Annotated in this window: 17 protein-coding genes; 5 read left to right on the forward strand and 12 right to left on the reverse strand. The window is 54.4% G+C overall.

Annotated elements, in window-relative coordinates:
• Positions 1–10: 10 nt before the first annotated feature.
• Positions 11–1345 carry an HlyD family secretion protein gene (locus RHJ31_RS11245; RefSeq protein WP_206201275.1) on the reverse strand — a complete coding sequence of 445 codons (1335 nt, stop codon included), beginning with the start codon at positions 1343–1345 and terminating at the stop codon, positions 11–13.
• Between the two features lie 297 nt (positions 1346–1642).
• Between RHJ31_RS11245 and RHJ31_RS11250 the strand changes: the two genes are divergently transcribed.
• Together RHJ31_RS11250 and RHJ31_RS11255 are read left to right on the forward strand one after the other, a co-directional pair.
• Positions 1643–2017, forward strand: coding sequence for an FHA domain-containing protein (locus RHJ31_RS11250; protein ID WP_206201274.1), 375 nt, complete (start codon positions 1643–1645; stop codon positions 2015–2017).
• Between the two features lie 74 nt (positions 2018–2091).
• Positions 2092–2634 (forward strand): biotin transporter BioY, encoded by a 543-nt coding sequence (locus tag RHJ31_RS11255; protein WP_302677817.1) that lies wholly within the window; start codon positions 2092–2094, stop codon positions 2632–2634.
• Positions 2635–2644: 10 nt separating this feature from the next.
• Here the strand turns inward: RHJ31_RS11255 and cobN are convergent, their stop codons facing one another.
• Positions 2645–6322, reverse strand: a complete 3678-nt coding sequence (gene cobN, locus RHJ31_RS11260; protein ID WP_302676646.1) for a cobaltochelatase subunit CobN — start codon at positions 6320–6322, stop codon at positions 2645–2647.
• Between the two features lie 158 nt (positions 6323–6480).
• Between cobN and RHJ31_RS11265 the strand changes: the two genes are divergently transcribed.
• Entirely contained in the window at positions 6481–8673 is a 2193-nt protein-coding gene (locus RHJ31_RS11265; protein WP_302676647.1) for an ATP-binding protein, read from the forward strand.
• Here the strand turns inward: RHJ31_RS11265 and coaE are convergent.
• The 3 genes from coaE to RHJ31_RS11280 all read right to left on the reverse strand — a co-directional run bounded on the left by coaE (position 8644) and on the right by RHJ31_RS11280 (position 10834).
• The gene (coaE, locus tag RHJ31_RS11270) at positions 8644–9255 is read right to left on the reverse strand and encodes a dephospho-CoA kinase (RefSeq protein WP_302676648.1); all 612 of its coding nucleotides are present in this window, start codon (positions 9253–9255) and stop codon (positions 8644–8646) included. The two genes, RHJ31_RS11265 and coaE, sit on opposite strands and share 30 nt — an antisense overlap.
• The gene (locus tag RHJ31_RS11275; protein ID WP_302676649.1) at positions 9248–9811 is read right to left on the reverse strand and encodes an FxLYD domain-containing protein; all 564 of its coding nucleotides are present in this window, start codon (positions 9809–9811) and stop codon (positions 9248–9250) included. Before RHJ31_RS11275 ends, coaE begins: the two co-directional genes overlap by 8 nt.
• A gap of 99 nt (positions 9812–9910) precedes the next feature.
• The gene (locus tag RHJ31_RS11280) at positions 9911–10834 is read right to left on the reverse strand and encodes a DUF928 domain-containing protein (RefSeq protein ID WP_206201269.1); all 924 of its coding nucleotides are present in this window, start codon (positions 10832–10834) and stop codon (positions 9911–9913) included.
• Positions 10835–10990: 156 nt separating this feature from the next.
• Between RHJ31_RS11280 and RHJ31_RS11285 the strand changes: the two genes are divergently transcribed.
• Positions 10991–11728: a 7-carboxy-7-deazaguanine synthase QueE gene (locus RHJ31_RS11285; RefSeq protein WP_315862989.1), complete on the forward strand. Its 738-nt coding sequence runs from the start codon at positions 10991–10993 to the stop codon at positions 11726–11728.
• 13 nt (positions 11729–11741) lie between these two features.
• On the opposite strand, the gene RHJ31_RS11290 is transcribed toward RHJ31_RS11285, so the two are convergent.
• The 7 genes from RHJ31_RS11290 to RHJ31_RS11320 all read right to left on the reverse strand — a co-directional run bounded on the left by RHJ31_RS11290 (position 11742) and on the right by RHJ31_RS11320 (position 18462).
• Positions 11742–12926 carry a hypothetical protein gene (locus RHJ31_RS11290; protein WP_302676651.1) on the reverse strand — a complete coding sequence of 395 codons (1185 nt, stop codon included), beginning with the start codon at positions 12924–12926 and terminating at the stop codon, positions 11742–11744.
• 166 nt (positions 12927–13092) lie between these two features.
• The gene (locus RHJ31_RS11295; protein WP_302676652.1) at positions 13093–14937 is read right to left on the reverse strand and encodes a bifunctional diguanylate cyclase/phosphodiesterase; all 1845 of its coding nucleotides are present in this window, start codon (positions 14935–14937) and stop codon (positions 13093–13095) included.
• A 90-nt stretch (positions 14938–15027) separates the two neighbouring features.
• Positions 15028–15492, reverse strand: a complete 465-nt coding sequence (locus RHJ31_RS11300) for a hypothetical protein (RefSeq protein WP_302676653.1) — start codon at positions 15490–15492, stop codon at positions 15028–15030.
• A gap of 66 nt (positions 15493–15558) precedes the next feature.
• A complete protein-coding gene (gene cbiB, locus RHJ31_RS11305) occupies positions 15559–16554 on the reverse strand; it encodes an adenosylcobinamide-phosphate synthase CbiB (protein WP_302676654.1) in 996 nt (331 codons plus the stop codon).
• Positions 16555–16592: 38 nt separating this feature from the next.
• Positions 16593–17663: a Fe(3+) ABC transporter substrate-binding protein gene (locus tag RHJ31_RS11310; protein WP_302676655.1), complete on the reverse strand. Its 1071-nt coding sequence runs from the start codon at positions 17661–17663 to the stop codon at positions 16593–16595.
• A 65-nt stretch (positions 17664–17728) separates the two neighbouring features.
• Positions 17729–18076, reverse strand: coding sequence for a hypothetical protein (locus RHJ31_RS11315; protein WP_315862990.1), 348 nt, complete (start codon positions 18074–18076; stop codon positions 17729–17731).
• A 53-nt stretch (positions 18077–18129) separates the two neighbouring features.
• Positions 18130–18462: a hypothetical protein gene (locus tag RHJ31_RS11320; protein WP_302676657.1), complete on the reverse strand. Its 333-nt coding sequence runs from the start codon at positions 18460–18462 to the stop codon at positions 18130–18132.
• 376 nt (positions 18463–18838) lie between these two features.
• Between RHJ31_RS11320 and RHJ31_RS11325 the strand changes: the two genes are divergently transcribed.
• Entirely contained in the window at positions 18839–20347 is a 1509-nt protein-coding gene (locus tag RHJ31_RS11325; RefSeq protein WP_302676658.1) for a pyruvate kinase, read from the forward strand.
• The last annotated feature ends 7 nt before the right edge of the window (positions 20348–20354 follow it).

Below are 20354 nucleotides of genomic sequence, written 5' to 3' on the forward strand. Positions count from 1 at the left end.
CTATAAACGCTTAGGGGGAAATTTGAAAGGTCACCCGTGCGGTGTAGCCCACATAACAGAAATTGCCTTCACCCCAGTCTTGATCAGCGTCTAATTCAACGCGCACTTGGCTTTGACGCGGATAGTTCTCGGGAATCGGGATCACCTGATCGTCGCCGGGGTTGAGGCGACCCAAGCCAGAGCGAATGTTGGTGACTGTGCCCCAAACCACCTTGCCTTTGCTGCCATAGAGTTCAATTTTGGCCTTGGTACCGGGGTGGATTAGCCGCAGGGACTGTTCCTCTACAAACACATCAATCCAGCGCCGTTGACAATCCAATAACTGCAAAATTTGATCCCCTTTGCCGAGAAACATCCCCGGACGGGCATCCACCCGCCAGACATAGCCGGCAATGGGAGCCGTTACCTTCACCACCTTGCGCTGAGCAACCTCCTGCCGGGCTTGGGCAACCTGTCGCTGTTGAGCCGCAATTTCCCGTTTCAGCCCTTGGACGATCGCCTGCTGTTCGCTAATCTGAATTTTTAGCTCCTGAAGCCGCAGGCGGGGGTCATAGTTGCTGCGAGTGTTGCGCAGGGTCAGTCCCAATTCAGCGGCACGGGCATCGGCCTTGAGCGCCTCTACCCTATCAGCGGCAGCCTCCACTTCCCGTTGGCGAGCAGCCACTTGCGCTTGGCTTTGCTGCAATTCCGTTAGAGCCGCATCTGCTTGGGCTTGGGGTACCGCTCCCTGCTGCGCCAACTGGCTAAAGCGCTGGTAGTTAATTTTTGCCAATCGATAGCGTGCCTTGGCATCGGCCAGATTCGCTCTAGCAGCCCCTAGTTCCGCTTGGGCAGCCGCCACTTGGCGATTGGTTTGTTTTACCTCAAGCAGCTGTTGATGGCGTTCATCCCCTTGGGCAGAGGCGAGGAGTCCTTGCAACTGAGCCAGTTTTGCCTGAGCGGCTTCTAGTTCACCCTGCCGCCGTTCCAGCCATTTTTCAACTTCCTTGAGGTTGCCTTGGCTAAGGTAGGCATTTTCTAGCACGGCTAGGGGCGTCTCCTCCGCTGGCTTGATAAATTGCCCCACCTTTGCCCTCAGTTGCTGGAGGGTTCCTTCCTCCGGAGCCCGCACATTGACAATGACGCCATTAATGACCGCATCACGACTGCGCACGGTTGTTAAATGGCGGTAGAGAAACAAGCCTGCAAAGGCAAGGATGCCACACCCGGCTGCGAACACTAACAAATTGGCAAGGAGCGATCGCCGTAGCTTCAGTTGCTGAGTCGGTACAACCTGATTTTTAATCTCCGTCAAAGGGGAGACTTGGCTTAAACTAGATGCAGAATCTGAAGCTGGCTTTTTCATAGAAAACTCACAACAAGTCAATTAAAGTGAATAAAATCGCCCAGCTATTTTGCATAATTGACAGGTAAAAGCTTTGTGCTAAAAACGCCTCATGTTTCCCTCACAATTGAACCTTAAAGAGTCTTGAATATTTTTTTACTAGCTTCATCTAAACATACTCACTAACCTTTTGTTATCCGTACAACTACTGAAGCTGACAGACATCCAATCTTGGATTACCACAGGTTTTCAGAGCCTTAGCCCGCCCCAAAAGTATGGATAGAGTACGTATGATAAAAGTATCCGTGGCAGACCCCTATGACCCACCTTCCAGACGTTGACAAACAAGCATGGCTAATTGTGCGCTCCCAAGGTACGGTGGTCGGCAAGTATCACCTCGCAGGAAAGGCGTTCTGGAAAATTGGCCGCGCCAGCGACTGTGACATTATTATTCACGACCCCTATATTTCCCGACATCAGGCAACCATTGAACTACGCCCTCGGGGCAATGCCCTAGTGTACCTGATCCGTGACAACAATAGTCGCAATGGCACATTAATTAACGGTACACCCCTGTCGGAGGAGCGAGTCTTATACCATGGAGACCTTATTATGATGGGGGATACGGATCTCGCGTTTCACTATACAAGTCCGACCCCGTCTGTCCCGCCTAATGTGTTGCAGTGCTCTTGAGAACCAACCTGTCACCCCTCGATGAATTTTTGTGGGCCATTTTAGGCCTCCTGCTGACAGTGGCTGGAACCTTCATGGAGGCGGCGATCGCCCTCCCCAACCTCCTCAATGAGGAAGGGCAATTTGTTTTGCCCAGTTCATGGGCCGCCGTTCCCGTGTATGGGTTACCCGTATCCTACCAAGTAGCAGCGGTTCTCTTGGTCGGGTGTATGGGGGGACGGCAAGCCGCCGCCCTCTCCCAAGTGGCCTATTTGATTCTGGGGCTGAGTGGCTTTCAGGTTTTTTCCCAAGGGGGCGGTCTGGACTATTGGCGTGAACCGACATTCGGTTACCTCTTGGGTTTTGTGCCGGGGGCTTGGGTCTGTGGTTGGCTGGCTTTTCGCCCCCAAAAGCGAGTGAGTTTAGAATGGCTTGCTTTGAGTGGCCTAGGGGGACTGGTGCTCATTCATGTCTGCGGAGCCCTCTACCTCAGTGGTCTGGCTCTTGCAGGGCAGTTGAGTCAACCCTTGGTGGAGCTACTAGAGCAGTATTCGCTTTTTGCCTTGCCAGGGCAGTTGGTGATTGTCTGCTTGGTGGCAGCGATCGCGCGGGTATTGCGCTTGATTTTGCTGTATTAAAGCTAAACCATTAAAATTTGCCTTCAATTAAACCTTCGGCCTCTAGGGCGATCGCTCGCAGGCGGTCTAGGATCTGCGAATCCGGTGCTTGCCACAGTTGACGCTGGGCAGCTTCGAGGAGTCGCTCCGCCATGTCCCGCAGTGCCCAAGGATTATGCTGCGCCACAAAGGCTTGCATTTCGCTATCAAGCAAATAGGTCTGAGTAATGCCTGTAAACACATAATCGGGCACACAGCGAGCCGTAGCGGCATAGCCAAAGAGATAATCCACTGTGGCGGCCATTTCAAAGGCACCTTTGTAGCCATGGCGCTTGATGCCGGCTAGCCATTTGGGATTAATGACGCGGGAGCGATAGACTCGCAGCAGTTCCTCTTGGAGGGTGCGAATTTTTGGCTGCTCTGGCCGTGAGTGATCGCCAAAGTAAACCGTGGGCTGCTGCCCCGATCGCGATCGCACGGCAACGGTCAAGCCCCCCTGAAACTGGTAATAATCATCGGAGTCCAATAGATCATGCTCGCGGTTGTCTTGGTTTTGCAGCACCACTTGCAATTGACTCAGCCGCTGCTCTAGGGCTTCCGCTGCATTGTGGCTGTGGGCTTCGCCGGTGTAGGCATAGCTACTCCAGTGAATATAGGCGCGGGCAAGATCGTCATCCCCCTGCCAGTTTTGGGCTTCGATCAGTCCTTGGAGTCCCGCCCCATAGGCACCGGGCTTGGAACCAAAGATGCGAAAGCGTGCCCGTTCCTGAGCTTGATTCAGGGAGAGACCCTGCTGTTGCCAATAGGCCGTTTCTTTGGCCACTTGCGCTGCCAAGGGATTTTGATCCGCGGGTTCATCCAACTGGCTGACCCGCTGCACCGCCTCATCAAAGAGGGCAATTAGGTTAGGAAAGGCATCGCGGAAAAAGCCAGAAATCCGCAGCATGACATCCACACGCGGTCGTCCCAACAGCGACAGGGGAATCACCTCCAAATCCACCACCCGCCGCGAGGCGCCCTCCCAGACAGGACGAACCCCCAACAGGGCAAGGGCTTGGGCAATATCGTCGCCCCCGGTGCGCATAGTTGCGGTGCCCCATACCGAAAGACCTAGGGTACGGGGAAATTCTCCCTGCTCTTGACAATAGCGTTCGATGAGGGCTGCCGCCGATCGCTCCGCCAACGCCCAAGCAGCTTCCGTCGGTACCGCTCGCAAATCCACTGCATAGAAATTCCGTCCGGTGGGTAGGACATCCGGACGACCACGACTGGGGGCACCGGCAGCGCCACTGGGAACATAGCCGCCATTGAGGCCATGGAGAAAGTGGTCAATTTCTTGGCGGGTCTGTTGCAGGGCAGGGTAGAGCACCGTACGAATCCAATCCAGTACCTGCTGAGTTGCACGGCCACAGGGGAGATCAGGGGTGCCCTTCAGTAAGTCCTCCACCAGTTTTGCCGCGGTTTCCTCGAGGACATGCTGCCACTCACCAACGGAACGGTATCCAGGTACAGGACTTGGATCGGTTGGGTTAGCGGTCAGGGGATCTAAATCAACCCCTTGATCCTTTGCTAAGGCACGAGTGAGACCCATGTGCTGGCCACTGGGACTGCGGGCGATCGCCACCATCAGATCTCGCAACTGCCGTCCCTGGGGGCATTGGCCAAGAATATGCAGGCCATCGCGAATCTGGGCATCCCGCAGATCACAGAGGTAGCCATCGGTGCGCGCTAGCCACGCCGTCCAGGTTTCCTCAGGATTGGGGGCACCAATTTCTTGATCGAGATCGAGTTCTTTGACGAGGGCTTCAATCTGCTGCCGCAGCACACTCAAACGGGGGCGATCGAACTGCTCAGCGGCGTAGTATTCCTCAATGTAGTGGCTGAGGGTCTCTAGACCACCGTACAGCTCAGCACGGGTGAGGGGGGGAGTCAGATGATCCAAAATCACTGCTTGAGCACGGCGTTTGGCTTGGGCACCTTCACCGGGATCGTTGACAATGAAGGGGTAAAAGTGGGGGACAGGGCCAAGGGCAATTTCGGGAAAACAGGTGTCACTGAGGGCAATGCCTTTGCCAGGGAGCCATTCTAGATTGCCGTGCTTGCCGACATGGACAATCGCATCCACCCCAAAAACATGGCGCAGCCAAAAGTAAAAGGCGAGATACGCTGGGGTGGGTTCCAAATCGGGGGCATGGTAATTCAAACTGGGGTCGCGATCGTAGCCCCGACTGGGTTGGACACCGACAAAAATGTTGCCCCAACAGTCACCAGCAATGGGGAGGTCTGTGGTGGGCGACGGCCAGCGTTCGTTAATGGCCACCTGTACTGCCCTTGGTAGGTTCTGAAAATAGTGCTGGTAGGCCTCAAGGGGAAGGGTGTAGCGGGGCTGCCGCCAGTGATTGCCTTCGGGGTCGTTGGTGCGGTAGCGGCTGAGGTGGTGGATCAGGGCATCGCCATCCTTGGGCAACGGGTCAGTACCCAGATCATAGCCAGCCTGCTGCAATGCCTTCAGGAGTGCTACCGTACTGTTGGGGGTGTCGAGACCGACGCCATTGGCAAGACGACCATCGCGGCAGGGATAGTTGGCTAAAATCAGGGCAATGCGGCGCTCATGGGGGGCTTTGTGGCGCAGTTTCAGCCAGTTGGCTGCCAGATCACTGACCCAGTGCAGGCGATCGCCCGCCGGGGCATAGGTGGTCACGGTGGTTTCCACATCTGTTTGAATTTGCGACACCGCCTTAAAGGACACCGCACGGGTAATGATGCGGCCATCCACCTCCGGCAGGACGACGTGCATGGCAAGGTCGCGGGGCGTCAGTCCTTGGGGATGGTGTTGCCAAGTCTCGTGGGTGCTGCTGCTGAGAATGACCTGTAGCACGGGGACATCCAATTGCTGCCAAAAGTTGACCTCCTTGGGCTTGGCGATCGCGAACCCCGTCGTATTGAGAATCAATTCCACCTTGCCCCGCCATGCCGCCAGCAGTTCCCGTTGAATGTCTAGATCTTGCAGCGAGGAGACAAACAGGGGGACAGGTGCCAATTGCCGCTGCAGCAAGGCCTGAGCGAGGGCATCCATCACCGCCGTATTGCCCGCTAAGTAATGGGCACGGTAAAAGAGAATCCCCACCTGCGGCCAGTCGCTGGCTATCTGCCCCGCAATCGGATAGCTGCCCCAGCGGGGAATCCTTTGGGGGGGTGGGGGGGGCTGACCCCAACCGCAACCGTAGTGGCCAATGAACTCTAGGGCACGCTGAATATTTTCCTGTCCGCCCTCGCGGAAGTATTGCCAGAGGCGATCAACTTGGGCCAGCGGCCAACTGGAGAGGCTCATGAGTTCTAAGTCGGGGCGATCGTCCCCCGGCAATAAGATCAACTGCCCACCGCGATCGCTGACCATTTGCTGCGCCACCTCTAGGCCATAGCTCCAATAGCCCCGTCCCCCCAAAAGGCGAATCACGACCACGTCGGCCTTGGCTAGGACGCGATCGCCATAGTCATCAATGGCCGCTGCCGCTTGTAAATGCAGTAAATTCGCCAAGCGTAGAGGGGGAAAGTTCTCGGGTAGCTGCTTGTAGGCTTGAGCCAGCAGGGCAATATCCGTATCCGCTGCCGTTAAAATAATAACGGGAGCACTGCTTTGCTGTAGAAATGCAACATCGCTGTTATCTGTGGCAACAGTCAGATCATTTAATGTAAGAATTCGATGCATGCGTTGACAACAATCATTAAAGAAACTGGTGGGTTTTCCCCCCTGTCCCCCTTGAGCCGCTACAACAGAAATTAATGGGAAAAGCCTCTAGCGATCGCAACCCGCATGGCAATGCCACTTTCTGTGATGAACCGATCAAGGATTGAACTTCAAAAACTATGCGCCAGCCCGTCTTTGATCGAATTTTACCAGCATTTTTCTACGAGCGAATCGCCACAGTCCTGCTCGCAGAAGCTAGCCATCGCGGCGCAACTGTCCTTACCCGTGAAGAGGTGATAGCGTCTGCCGATGCCCCTTTTCTCGTCGTCGTGGCAGAGACCTTTGCGCTGCTGTTGCAGGCAGAAACCGTACCGCAGATGAGTGCCTATCGGGTGAAAATCCTCACTGAGCCGGTGGCGATCGCTCGCTTTCTGCGCAAAATTCGCAGCCAGACACCCCTAGGCCAGCGTTCCCTGATCCGCTCAGTTTTGCAGCAGTTGATTCCCTTGACCGCCAAAGACCAAACGTTGCCCGCCGACTTGGCCTTTTCGCTGATGAATGTGCTCAGCGAAGACATGGCTCAGCAGTGTCAAAATTGTGCCCCCCTTGTCACTGCTGCCTTGAGCGAACGACAGGCCAAAGAGCGCCTGCTGCATCAGGTCACCACCCAAATTCGCCAAAGTCTGGAGCTACCAGAACTGTTGAAGATGGCAGTGGATCGGATTCGCGAATTTTTAGGTGCCGATCGGCTACTGGTGGGACAGTTTTACAATTCTACTGGTCAATTGCAGGGGCAAATTGCCTACGAATCTTGCCGCCATGGCGGAATTCCGTCGGTTCTTGGGCTCTGGGATGACTGCTGGCAGTGGTCTGCCCTACCCAGCAGTAGCTATCAGCGTCTCAGTCGTGGCCAAACCATCACAGTCAGTGACATTGACGAATTTTATCAAGAGGTTCCCTGCCTACAGGCCTTTGCCGCCCGCTGGCAGATCAAGGCTTGGCTAATTGTGCCAATCATTGTTCAAGAAAAACTTTGGGGAGTGCTCATTGCCCACCAGTGCGATCGCCCCCGCCAATGGCAACCCCAGGAAGTTGAGTTTTTGACCCATTTGAGTCAACACCTGAGTATTGCCATTTACCAAGCGCAACTCTACAGCGAGCTGCAACAGCAAAAGGCTACCCTTGAACAGCGCGTGAATGAACGCACCCAAGCCCTGCGGGAAGCCCTGAGTGCCATGGAAGCCGCCCATCGGATTAAGAATGACTTTTTGGCCACCATGAGTCATGAGTTGCGCACGCCCCTCACCTGTGTGATTGGGGTTTCGGCCACCCTCTTGCGCTGGCCCCTCGGTCCGCTAACGGAAAAACAGCGGGAGTATTTGGAAATTATCCATGAGAGTGGCACGCACCTGCTGGAGTTAATTAACAGCATTCTTGATCTCTCCCAAGCGGAATTGGGGCGATCGCGGCTGCATTACAGTGCCTTTTCGATTCGGCAACTCTGTACCGACTGCCTCGCAGTGGTCAAATCCCAAGCCCAGCGCCATCAAATTCACTTGCAGCATCAACTGATGATCCCGCCAAGTCGTGATCGCTTTTGGGGAGACTACCGCCGCATCCAGCAAATTCTCATTAACCTGCTCAGTAATGCCATTAAGTTCACGCCTGCGATGGGGGAAGTGATTCTGCGGGCATGGTGGAAAGAGGATGAACTGATTTTCCAAGTGCAGGACAATGGCATCGGCATCCCTGGGCACCTGCAACCCTTGCTCTTTCAGAAGTTTCAGCAGTTGGATAGCTCCTTTGGCCGTGCCTATACCGGCGCTGGTCTCGGCTTAGCCCTCACCAAGCAATGGGTGGATCTGCACAATGGCTGGATTGAAGTTGAGTCCACTGAAGGCAAAGGCAGCACTTTCACCGTTGGCTTACCTGCAACCTCTACGGACACCCTCTTGGAGCCGACCAAAGTCAAATTGGATGTGCCGCCCCTCGCCACAACGGATGTACTGGTCGAACCGGAGGGGCGAATTGTGCTTGTCAGTGAAGAGGAAGCCACAGCCACCCTCATCTGCTCGATTTTAACCACAGCGGGTTACCAAGTGATTTGGCTTGTAGACGGTGAAGTTGAGCGATTGCTAGCCCTGACGCCCATTGCCGTTATTTTGGCAGAACCCTTTAGCTCTGGGGATTTGCAGGAGCTTGTAGATCAATTGCGGCAACGCTGTACCCCTGAGCAACTGAAGATTTTTATTTTGGGATCAGAGCGCCCTTATCGGGGGGTCGATCGCCACATTTCTCTGCCCATTCATCCAGAAAGTTTTCTGCAACAGGTAACGATGGGGCTAACTTCCCTTGCGATCCCTGCCCAGTAGGGAAAAGGCTTGATCCACTTGACGGTAGAGTTCTTGAAGACCACTTGTATTCCAAAGAACGGTGTCTGCTCGTCGAATTTTCTCTTCTAGGGGAAGTTGACTGGCTAGGCGTAGGGCGGCGGCACTTTCAGAGAGACCATCCCGCTGCTGAAGGCGAGCTAACTGCTGTGCAGGTGTGGTGGCAACGACCCAGATCTGATCCACTAACCCTTCGAGGTTAGCTTCAAACAAAAGGGGAATCACGAGGGTCAACAGGGGCTGATCACATGCTTGAATGGCTTGCTGCATCTGGGCAATGACCCAAGGGTGAATTTGCGCTTCTAGCCAGTGGCGCTCTTGGGGTTGGGCAAAGACAATTTCCCCTAAACGGGAGCGATCAAGGCTGCCATCAGCACGGCAAATCTCAACACCATAGCGATCGACAATGGCTTGATAAATGGGTGTGCCCACGGCAACCGCCTGCCGCGCTAACTGGTCGGCATCGACAATAGGCACACCATACTGCTGCTGCAAATAGGCAGCCACCACCGATTTACCGCAGGCAATTCCCCCCGTGATACCGAGGCGAAGCGGTCTAGACACCCCCTTGCAGCTGTACCGCTGGCTGCATTAAGCGCACCCGTGCCCCAATATCCGCTGGCACAGTGGGGAGCATTTGTTGATAGGTCACTGTCTGACCGGGACCAACAGTTGCCGGTTCTGGTGTCGCTGCACCCGTTTGTAGAATTTGGCCATTAGGCCCCACGACCTCATAGTTAACGGATTGAATCGTTACCGGTTGGCGGTTATTGTTCGTCACGGTACCGGTCACCACTGAAGAGCCTGGTAACTTCAGTACAGGTTGAAGCTGCGGCTGCCCCACGCGGATATTGCGCAGGAGCTGTTGTTCCAGCACTTTGGGATCGACTTCTTGGGGCGTCTCTGATGGTGTTGGCGTAGAAGCGGCTGCCGTTGCGCCAGAAAGGTTGAGCAAATGATTCCAGTAGCGTTGATTGCGTCCCCACTCATAGGGAGAGTTGCCAATAATCACAATGTCGCCCGCAGCCCGCTGTGCCAAGGCAGGGAGGGGGGCGATCGCTCCAAGAAGCACAATACTGGTTAGCCAAAGGGGAAATGGCGATCGAGTTATCTTTAGCATGGCGCACGCTCCTGTCAATGCAGCCTACTCTCCATCCTACTGCAACTTGATGTGGGGTTTGGGGTCAGCCAACCGCCCTCAATATCGGCACAGGGGCAGCTATCGCAACAGCGGCATATTAACAATTTGGGGATCAATACCGGCACTCTTGAGCACATCTTGCCACTGCTGTTTGATGGCAGCGTCATTGGGATTGCTTTGCTGCAACTCCACAAGGGTTGCCAAGGTATCGTTCCAGAGTTGACTGGTGGCCAAAAGGGGCAGGCGATCAGCCGGAGGCATGGTGGTAATCACCTGGGCAAGGTTGCTGTCCAGCTCAGCCCGCTCAATCCAGCCCGTCACAAAGGGATTGGCATCGGGTTCATTGGACTTACAGGTGAGGGAGAAGATCCACTGGTATTTTTGCCCCGGTTGTAGCTTCGCCTTACTGGCATCCACTGTCACAGGTAAAATGCCGGCTTTACCATTCAGGGGCACTTGTTGGGTGAGGAGCAGATCGCCAGCTTCTGAGAGCAGCATCAGTTCCGCCGATTTGGCCGTGCTTTGGGGAACAAAGAAAAAGAGACTGGGATTGGCCGCAGCGGTCATCCCCAAGTTGTTATCGGGCACAAGAGCAACAATTTTTGTCAGAGAGCCTTGGGTACATTCCCCAAAGCGGGTGGCGCCTGCGATCCGTTGCCCTGGCATGCCGCGATTTGAGGGTACAAAGGTGAGACGATTACTCGATTGGGCAGCGTAGCGATCGCGAGCAATATAGGCCTCGACATTACTAATCGCTGTGAGGGCATAGCGGTTACCGGGGCGCAGACTGAGGGCACGGCGGAAATTCACCAAGGCGGATGGATAGTCGCGTTTGGCGGTGAGTTGATACCCCCGCTGCATGTAGCGATCGAACTCACTGGCTTCGCTAGGGGAAGTTTGGCCAACAGCAGGTAACGATGGCAAAATAACTGGCAGGGCACCCATCCCCATTGCCAAGGTACCGACAAGCAGCCACGAAAGGCCAAAACGGTGGGTAGACATAGCACTTACCTACTGAACATGCTAACTATCTTTAAGGTACTATCGGAAAGAAAACCCGATTGTGATCAGGCTTGCACATCCCCTGTGATTTCCGTAAAAGAGCAGCAAACGAGCAATCATTCCTCCCTTCCGCCGATCACGCTTCCCTTGGTGGAGATGTTCTCAGCGATTCAAGGGGAAGGCGCTAATGTGGGGTGTCGGCAAATTTTTATTCGCTTGGCGGGTTGTGATCTCCGCTGCACCTATTGTGACAGTGCCCACACATGGTTTGTTCCCGCCCATGCCCTAATTGAAGCACAAGTGGGCGATCGCTACTTTCAAACCGTACCCAATCCCGTCACTGCCGCCCATATTCTCGAAGCCGTACAGCAGCTCAATACTCCCCCCATCCACGACAGTATTAGTCTCACCGGCGGCGAACCGCTGCTCCATGCTGCAACACTGGCACTATTTTTGCCCCTCCTCAAAGCCCATAGCTCCCTGCCTCTCTACCTTGAAACTGGCGGACACCATCCAGAAGCACTGGAGCAAATTCTTCCCTATCTCGATAGTGTCGGCATGGACATTAAGCTCCCCAGCGTCAGTGGTGAGTGCCATTGGTCAGCTCATGAAGCCTTTTTGCGCCTGTGCGATCGCGCCCCTGTCGAGGTCTTTTGCAAAGTGATTATTTCCCAAACAACGGATCCTGCTGATTTAGACCGCCTCGCTACCCTTGTGGCCAGCGTCAATCCCCATATCCCGGTCTTTCTCCAACCTGTAACGCCCGTAGGTACCGGTCGCTGTACCCCCCCACCCACCCCGGAACAACTCCTCAGGTGGCAAGCGCAATTGAAGGCACAGCTGACCCAAGTGCGCGTCGTCCCCCAAACCCATAAATATCTCGGCCAGCGCTAGGGGTATTTTTTAATTACTTTTTAATCAAAATGTACGCACGGACATAATTGGGGATGCGACGGGCAGCCGCTTGATAGCTGGCACGGTCTGGAAAAATTCCCGCCAGAAAGTCCAACTGATAGAGATTGGGCATAAAAGCTCCTCCTGTATCGGCAATCACACCGAGGCGCAGTTTGGGTTGCCCCCCCTGTGTATCTTCAACTACAATGACTCGCCCTAGACCAATATTCCAGACATCTGCTGCAAAGGTGACTTCAGGTTCAATGTTAATTTTGTTCTCAATGGTGCTGCCGTAGCCCTTGATGGCGGCCACTTGGCGAAAGTACCAATAGCGTTGCTGCTCGTAGGGGGAAAGCCCCTTGACGAAGGGAATATCATTATTGCGATCCACATTGAAAAAGGCTTCAGTGCCATCGGTAAATTGCACCAGAATCGTCCCCTGCATCAGGGCATCCTCAAGCCCTCTCCTCGTCAAGTAGGCCAAAGGCTTCACCCGTCCATAGAGGGAGCCACCCGGTTCAAAAATCCCTTCCAGTACCTGTTGCTTTGTCAGTTGCTTATAAAATAAGTCCTCGGGTTGATCGGGAACACGGGGCGGCAGAGCATAAAGCGCCGTATTGTACGTCTCTGTGCGGGTGCGTGATCCGCGATGGGTAAATACCGCATAGTTGGTGAGGCGCAATTCCTTAGTTTGATGCGGATTGCGGGGGTTGTGGGGCAGCCATTGAATGACGCGAAAGTGCCGATTAATAAATGCGGGGTCTTGCAAACGAATTGGGCGCTTGCGACTAATATCCTCCGTGAGCGTTGCAATCATAAAGTCTAGGGTGTCGAGGACTTGGGGCAGCGTCACCCCCTGAATCGCCAGAATGCCCTCCCGCTGGGTAATGGGGTCTGTTTCCCTAAAGTCTTGAAAATACTGGCGAGTGCTCCGCAACACTTGCAGCAGCTTCATCGGGGCGGTGCTAATGCGGTGGGCGGGCAGGGGGCGATCGCGAAACAGGTTCCGCCCATCCACTTGAAACTGGGGCTGGCCAAACTCATCCAGCACGGTGTACAGGGGAGATACAGCCACAGGGGACGTTGTAACCGTTGCAGATGCTTCTACTGGTGCTGAGGGAACCGTTGCCGCTTGACAGCCCACTGCCAAAAACATCAGACTCAGACAACTTGCCGCACTCAGCCAATAGAAACGCATAAGCAGACCTTGAACATGTTTAGCCTGCACTCCCTAATCCTCGCATCGCAGGTGGGGGTTAAGGCGCGGCAATGTAGGGAAGCGGAGTGGCCAATCGATTCATCATCCTAACCTTATGTGGAAAACTCCACAAGGGATGCTGCTCTCACACCTATGGGAAGTGTCGTCATCTCAACCGCATTCGAGGAATTGACCAGTGGGTCACTTGGGAATACGGCAGTGGCTCTGTGAGCAGGTAGCCTTGAATGGCATCACAACCAAGGTGCTGGAGGAGTTGTCCTTGACCCCAGGTTTCTACACCTTCGGCGACAGTGGAAATCTCTAAGCCCTTGGCCAAGTCAATGATAGCTTTGACGATCGCCTGATCTTGGCCGTCCTCTTGAATGTCGGTGATAAACGAGCGATCAATTTTTAGCCCAGTGATCGGGAATTGTTTCAGATAGTTCAGTGAGGCGTAACCAGTGCCAAAATCATCCAGCGTGATCCCCACCCCAAGGGCACGCAACTCTTGAAGGATTAACTGCGTCCGTTGGACGTGATGGATGGCCGTGGTTTCTGTAATTTCCAAGGTGAGTAATTCGGGAGGAAGGTGGGCGTCCCGCAGGCACTGGCTGACTTCTTCGACAAGATTCATGTGCAAAAACTGCACTGCCGACAGGTTTACCGCTACTCCTACGCCAGCTAATCCCTGTTGTTGCCATGCCTGGCAGTCGCGACAGGCCTGTTGGAGAACCCAGCGGCCAATAGCAAGGATCAGACCATTTTCTTCAGCTATATCAATAAAGTGTTTGGGATAGAGCAAGCCCTGGCGAGGATGGTGCCAGCGCAGTAATGCTTCAATGGCGTGAATTTTGCCTCTTGTGAGATCCAGTTGGGGCTGATAGTAAATTGAGAGTTCGCCGCGTTCAAGGGCTCCATGGAGATCGTTTTCAAGGCGCAGGAGTTCTGGGGCAAGGGCATTGAGACTATTGGTGTAGAACTGATATGTGTTGCGGCCTGTTTCCTTGGCGCGATAAAGGGCGGTGTCCGCATTGCGCAGTAAGACATCGGCAGATTGACCGTGATCGGGATAGACGGCAATGCCAATACTGGTCGTCATGTGGAGATGGTGGCCATCGAGAATGAACTCGGGTTTGAGGGCGTAGAGAATGCGTTCAGCCACAATGGCCAGATCATCGGGGTGGTGGATCATGGGCAAGAGCACGGTGAATTCGTCACCGCCCCAGCGCGCTACGGTATCGGTTTCCCGCAAACAGTGGATGAGACGTTCTGCCACCTGCTGCAATAGCTGATCCCCGACGGCATGGCCAAGGGTGTCGTTAATGAGTTTGAAGCGATCAAGATCTAGAAACATCACGCCTACCCGCTGTTGTTGCCGGCGAGCTTCAGCCAGAGCCATGGGGAGGCGATCGTCAAACAGAGCACGATTGGGCAGCCCAGTGAGCAGGTCATGGAAGGCTTGGTAATGGATCGTATTTTCTGAGAGCTTGCGATCGGTAATGTCCACAACGGTGCCTTCAAAGTAGGCAAGTCGCCCTTTATCGTCATAGACGGCGCGGGCATTTTCGGAAATCCAAATGATTTGGCCATCTTTACGATAGACCTGCGATTCAAAGTCGGTAACAGTACCAGTGGCGGTGAGGGCTTGGATAAACTCTTCGCGGCGACGCAGATTGACATAGAGCTGACCAGCAATGTCAGTGATGTGAGCCTGTAGATCCGCTGGGGAGTCATAAGCGTAGATGCGAGCCAAGGCGGGGTTGACCTTGAGGTAATGACCATTGGGACTAGATTGCAAGATCCCCTCTGTGGCATTTTCAAAAATACTGCGGTACTGGCTCTCGGCAAGGCGGAGCGATCGCTCGATCTCTTGGCGCTCTAGCACATTGGTAAATACTTGACCCATCACTTGCAGCAGTGGTAGGAGGGTCTCTAGGTGGGAATGAGCCTGACGTACAAAGTCTAATCCCAAAAAGCCGATCAACTCCTCACCGCGATTGAGGGCAACCACAAGGAGGGACTGAATTTGCTGGACGTCTAGACCTTGGCGATCGGGGGAATCCTTGGGCAGGTTTTGGATGCAAGGCCAGATGACATGATCCTAGCTCTGAATTTCTTCGAAAAAACGGGGATAGTCTTGAGGCACAATCCCCTGAAGCTGTTCCTGCTGAGGTTCAATGCCGGGGGCGCACCATTCGTAGGTATTGGAAAAGCTCCCTTGGGTACCGGGGTCACGTTCAAAGAGGTAAGCGCGATCGGCCTCCGTCATTTCCCCCAAAAGACCCAGCACCTTGTGGATGGCCTGGGGAATCTCCGTCAGGGGGTCGAAAAAGGTTAGCAGTGCTCCATCCTGAAGCAGTGAAGCTACGGAGAGGTGATTCCCCAAAAGCTGCTGGCCAATGCTGTTGGCGCTAATGACTTGATATTGGGGTGGGCGGGTGGCAGAAACACCAATCAGTAATAGCCCTTGGGCACTGTAGTTAAAAAAAATCTCCAACAGGCGATCGGCCATGGAGAGGGAGGAAGCGGCCAGTGTCTGGCCTTGCAGAGGAGAGGGCTGAACCACGGCCAATGTTTCTAAATTTTATTTCTTAATCCATCTACTCTAAACGATTCTGGCCAAGATGAACGGCTAAATGGAAAACACTTTATGCCACACCAAAACGATGCCGCCTGTGGCTGTAAGGGTGATCAGGTAGAGGGAACGGCTGAGCCGCAGAGCTGCAATAATCGTGCCTTGATCAATGGGGTGCAGCGGTTCTCCTAAAAAGGGTTTCACTTTCACCGTGCCGCGATAGATATTCGTACCCCCCAGCCGTACGCCAAAAGCGGCTGCATAGGCACACTCACTCCAACCGGAATTGGGACTGGGATCCTTGGGCGCATCCCGGCAACACCACTGCCATACCCGCTGCCACTGCCTAGAGCAAAGGGCAACTAGAAAGACGAGCCACCGACAGGGCAACCACGTGAGCACATCATCGGTTTTGGCAGCAAACCATCCCCAGTGGGTGTAGGGTGGCTCGCGATAGCCAATCATTGAGTCCAAGGTACTGGCAGCTTTGTAGGCCATGACGAGGGGCAAGGGGGTCAGTTGCGGAACGATAAGGGTGGCGATCGCCCCATAAAACAGCGGTGCCATCATGCCATCGGTCGTATTCTCACTCACCGTTTCCAGAACCGCCCGCAGAATCTCAGGCGCCTCTAAGTGGGCAGTCTCGCGACCCACATACTTAGCCAAGGACTGGCGTGCCCCCTCAAGATTGCTAGCCGCCAAAGGTGCCAATACCTCTGCCGCTGCATCCCGCAGACTACGACCCGCAAAGCCACTGGCGGTGCCCACGACGGCAATCCCCCAACCGAGGAGGGGCGAAATCGTCATTCCCAGTGTCACCACCCCCCAACTGATGAGGGCAGAACCTAGGATTAAGCTCAGTGTCAGCAGCGCCCCCCCCAACCGCTGTCCCCAAACTGGCCAGCCTTGGCCATAGTTGAACCCGTTGCTAAGGGATTGAATATAGGCTCCCATCCAGCGCACGGGATGCGGCCAGCCCCACGGATCCCCAAGGCCAAAGTCAAGGAGGGCAGCAGCCAGAAGAATCGTGTAGGCAATGAAGGGGCAAGACACAGGAACGATCAACGGGGGCGATCGCTCATTTTAGAACCTTAGCGCCACCCCGCCCGGTCCATAATCCGCAGAGCGTCGGCATTGTTGCGGCCAAACACTGCAGCATTGACATTTTGGCCACGGAAGTTGCCAAAGCGCCGCACAACCGGATGCAAGGGTACCCCGGAGCGCACGGGATATTCAAAGTTGGCCATGGCAAACATTTCCTGCGCCCTAGGACTCACTAAGTATTCGAGAAAACGAATGGCCGCTTGCCGGTTGGGAGCACCGGCCACCACACCACCACCGCAGATATTCACGTGGGCACCGCGATCGCGCTGATTCGGGAAGAACAAACCAACCTTCTCAGCAACTGCGCGGTCTTCTGCTTTATCTGAGGCCATTAATCGAGCGAGGTAGTAATGATTTGTAATTGCAATACCTCCAACACCCGCTGCACAAGCGCGAATTTGGGCGGTGTCATTTCCCTCTGGGGGTCGGGCAAAGTTGGCAACCAATCCCCGCACCCACTCTTCTGTTCTTTGAGAACCATGAATCGCCAGCAGTGAGCCTACCAAGGATTGGTTATAGACATGGCTGGAGCTGCGTGTGAGGATCTGCCGCCGCCACCTAGGATTAGCTAAGTCTTCGTAGGTGGACAGTTGATTGGGATTGACGCTGGATTTGTTGTAGATTAGAACGCGTACGCGCCGCGAGAGACCAAACCAGTGTCCTTGAGGCTCCCGTAGGTTGGCTGGCACCACGCTATTGAGTACCCTTGACTGAATCGGCTGCAAAAGACCGGCCTGCTGGGCTCGCCACAAGCGACCGGCATCCACCGTAATCAACACATCGGCAGGACTCCGACTGCCCTCACTGCGAATCCGTTCAATTAGGGCATCAGCCTCAGCTTCAATGAGATTGACCCGAATGCCAGTTTGCTCGGTGAAACCGTTGTAGAGGGCTTTGTCGGTATCGTAGTGCCGTGCTGAATAGACATTAATTACACCCCCAGCCTGTCGCTGTTGGGCATTGCTGGATTCTGCTTTTTGGTTCCAGAGGTGGTGGGCGACATAGGCCGTTGCCCCAGCGCCCATGCCCAAGAGTACACGGCGACCGACTTTCTGCATAGTTGAGAATTTCTCCTAAGTCCAATCTGAAAAATATTCTAGGACGATGGCTTCGTTTTTGCAATTTAGTTGCAATAAGTTAAGTCTTTGCTGTACCACCACTGGCGATCGCTAGGGGATAACTCCACCCAATAGAGCGTAATCACCATCATGGCGCCCGTTTCGAGGTGGCGCACCCAATAGCTGGGATGCCGTTTTGTGGCACTGTCGAGAACAAGCCGCCGACCAATGCGCCGCCAACTGGGTTCTTTGCTGCGCCAAGCAATGCGGCAACAGGGCCATGGTAACTGCTCGCGGTCAAAAAGGCGACAACAGGCACCGACCACTTCATAGCTAAAGGAATAGCCGGGACTGTAGAACTGAGTCCCACTCCCTAAGACCGGTGGTTGTTCTATTGTTGAAGATGAGCCAATCAAGGACGTGTGCTAGCGTGCAGGCCAGCTTTCCAGTGTATCAGGAATCCCCCCTAGGGTTCTTGGGCGGCAATCAAAAGGGCACAGCAGCTAAAGCCAATGACGAGGGGGAGCAAAGACTGCAGCCAGCCACTCAAGCCCGTGGTGACTAGGGCGATCGCCAGTGCCAACATCTGTAGGCGGCGTTGCTGCGGGGATGGAGCAGCCGGCAGGTCAATGAATTGCAAGCCATCGGTGGGCAAAGGTAAGGGCATCACGCCGCCAGGGGGAAACGCCCAATACTGGTACTGCTCAATAAAGAGATCTGTCCACCCATGTTCTTGGCACCAAGCCACTGCGGACTGATAGGAGTATTTGATTAATTGCAACGAAGAATGACGATCCATAGGGGCACTGGTCAGGGCCAGACAATGAACATCTCTATTGAGAACATAACAGAACTGGGAAATCGGTTTGGAACCCTTGTAGTAACTCTTAATCCTTTTGCTTGGGAGAAAATTAAGATTCCCGAAAAAGGTCAGCAGATATACTGAAAGATAGATAGAGTTGTGTCAGAAAGCACAACGGTTCCTACACCACCGTTCGTTGCAGCCGAGTGATGTAAAGAAGTGTTTATTTATGTTTTGCAGTGAGGGGTATTGTTAAGCCATCAATTCATGGTTTTCAAGAATCACTAAATTTCCCGCAAATCCCCATGAAATCTGGCTTTGCCATGAGTCCAACCGAATCATGAATTCCCTTAAAATCATCTAGGAGGCGGTTATGTTGCTGGAGGCACCGACTGTACCGGTTTCACCGGTTGCCTTGCTCCATAGCTTGTTAGAACTGCGGCAGGAAATTACTAAAGAGGGGGAAGCCCGTTTTCAACAGTGGCAATCAAAAATTAAGCGATCCGAATTTATACCTAGTGCCCGCAATCTTGCCTACTATTTGGCCTTGCGCTGGCGGGATCTACGGGCAATTCAAATGGCCTTGATGCCTTGGGGGTTATCGTCCTTAGGACGGATCGAGTCGCGGGTGCTCCCCAATTTGGATGCGGTGATCAATACCTTGGGCGCTCTGTGCCATACCCATGAGTCACTGCCCCCCCGCCCACCCTTAGATGCCTTTTTTGCGGGCGATCGCCAACTGCGCCGCCAGACGGAAGAACTCTTTGGACCCATTCGCGGCAAACGCCATGGGCGCATCATGGTGACCCTGCCCCCTGAGGCGGCGACTGACCCCCAATGGAGCATTACCCTGCTGCGCAAGGGCATGAACTGTGCCCGCATCAACTGTGCCCACGATGACCCTGCCACTTGGGAAGCGATGATTGAGCACCTGCAAGCGGCAAGCCACATTACGGGTCAACCCTGCAAAATTCTCATGGACTTGGGGGGGCCAAAACCCCGCATTGCCGACATTTTTCCGGAAACGGTGCGCGTCCACGGCGGCGATCGCCTGCGGCTGACAACGGAAATTTGCCCTGATGGTGGAGAAATACCGCAATTCACCTGCTCCTTGCCAGAAATTTTGCCGCAATTGGCGGTGGGGCAGCGGGTTTGGATTGATGATGGTCACATTGGCGCTCGCATTGTCAGCAAAGATGAGCAAGGGGTGGAACTGACTATCACCCACTGCAAAGAAGGACAGCGGTTGAAAGTGGCCAAAGGCTTAAACTTCCCCGATAGTGATTTACACCTGTGTCCGTTGACCGCTAGCGATCGCGAGCATCTGGCCTTTGCTTGCCGCCATGCCGACATCATTGGCTACTCCTACGTCCAGTCCGCCGAGGATATTGCCCTACTGCAACGGGAACTGGAGCATTGTTGTGGCGATCGCGCCGACCAGATGGGCATCATTGCTAAAATTGAGACCCCGAAAGCAATTCGAGCACTGCCAGAAATGATCATCCAAGCGGCGGGTCGGCAACCCTTTGGCGTCATGATTGCCCGGGGTGATCTCGCGGTTGAAATTGGCTACCAACGCTTGGCAGAAATGCAGGAGGAAATCCTCTGGCTCTGTGAAGCCGCCCATGTGCCCGTGGTTTGGGCGACCCAAGTCCTTGAAAACTTGGTGAAAAAAGGCGTGCCCTCCCGTGCAGAAATCACGGATGCGGCGATGGCGGAGCGAGCGGAGTGTGTCATGCTCAACAAAGGCCCCTATGTGGGACTGGCAGTAGACATCCTCGATGATGTCCTTGCCCGCATGGAAGCCCACCAGCAGAAGAAAACACCGCAACTGCGGGCACTGCACTCGTGGCACCCCTACGAGACAATTGTGCGCCAATAAACCTCTA

This window comes from Thermosynechococcus sp. JY1331 (assembly GCF_031583475.1).
Lineage (GTDB): Bacteria > Cyanobacteriota > Cyanobacteriia > Thermosynechococcales > Thermosynechococcaceae > Thermosynechococcus.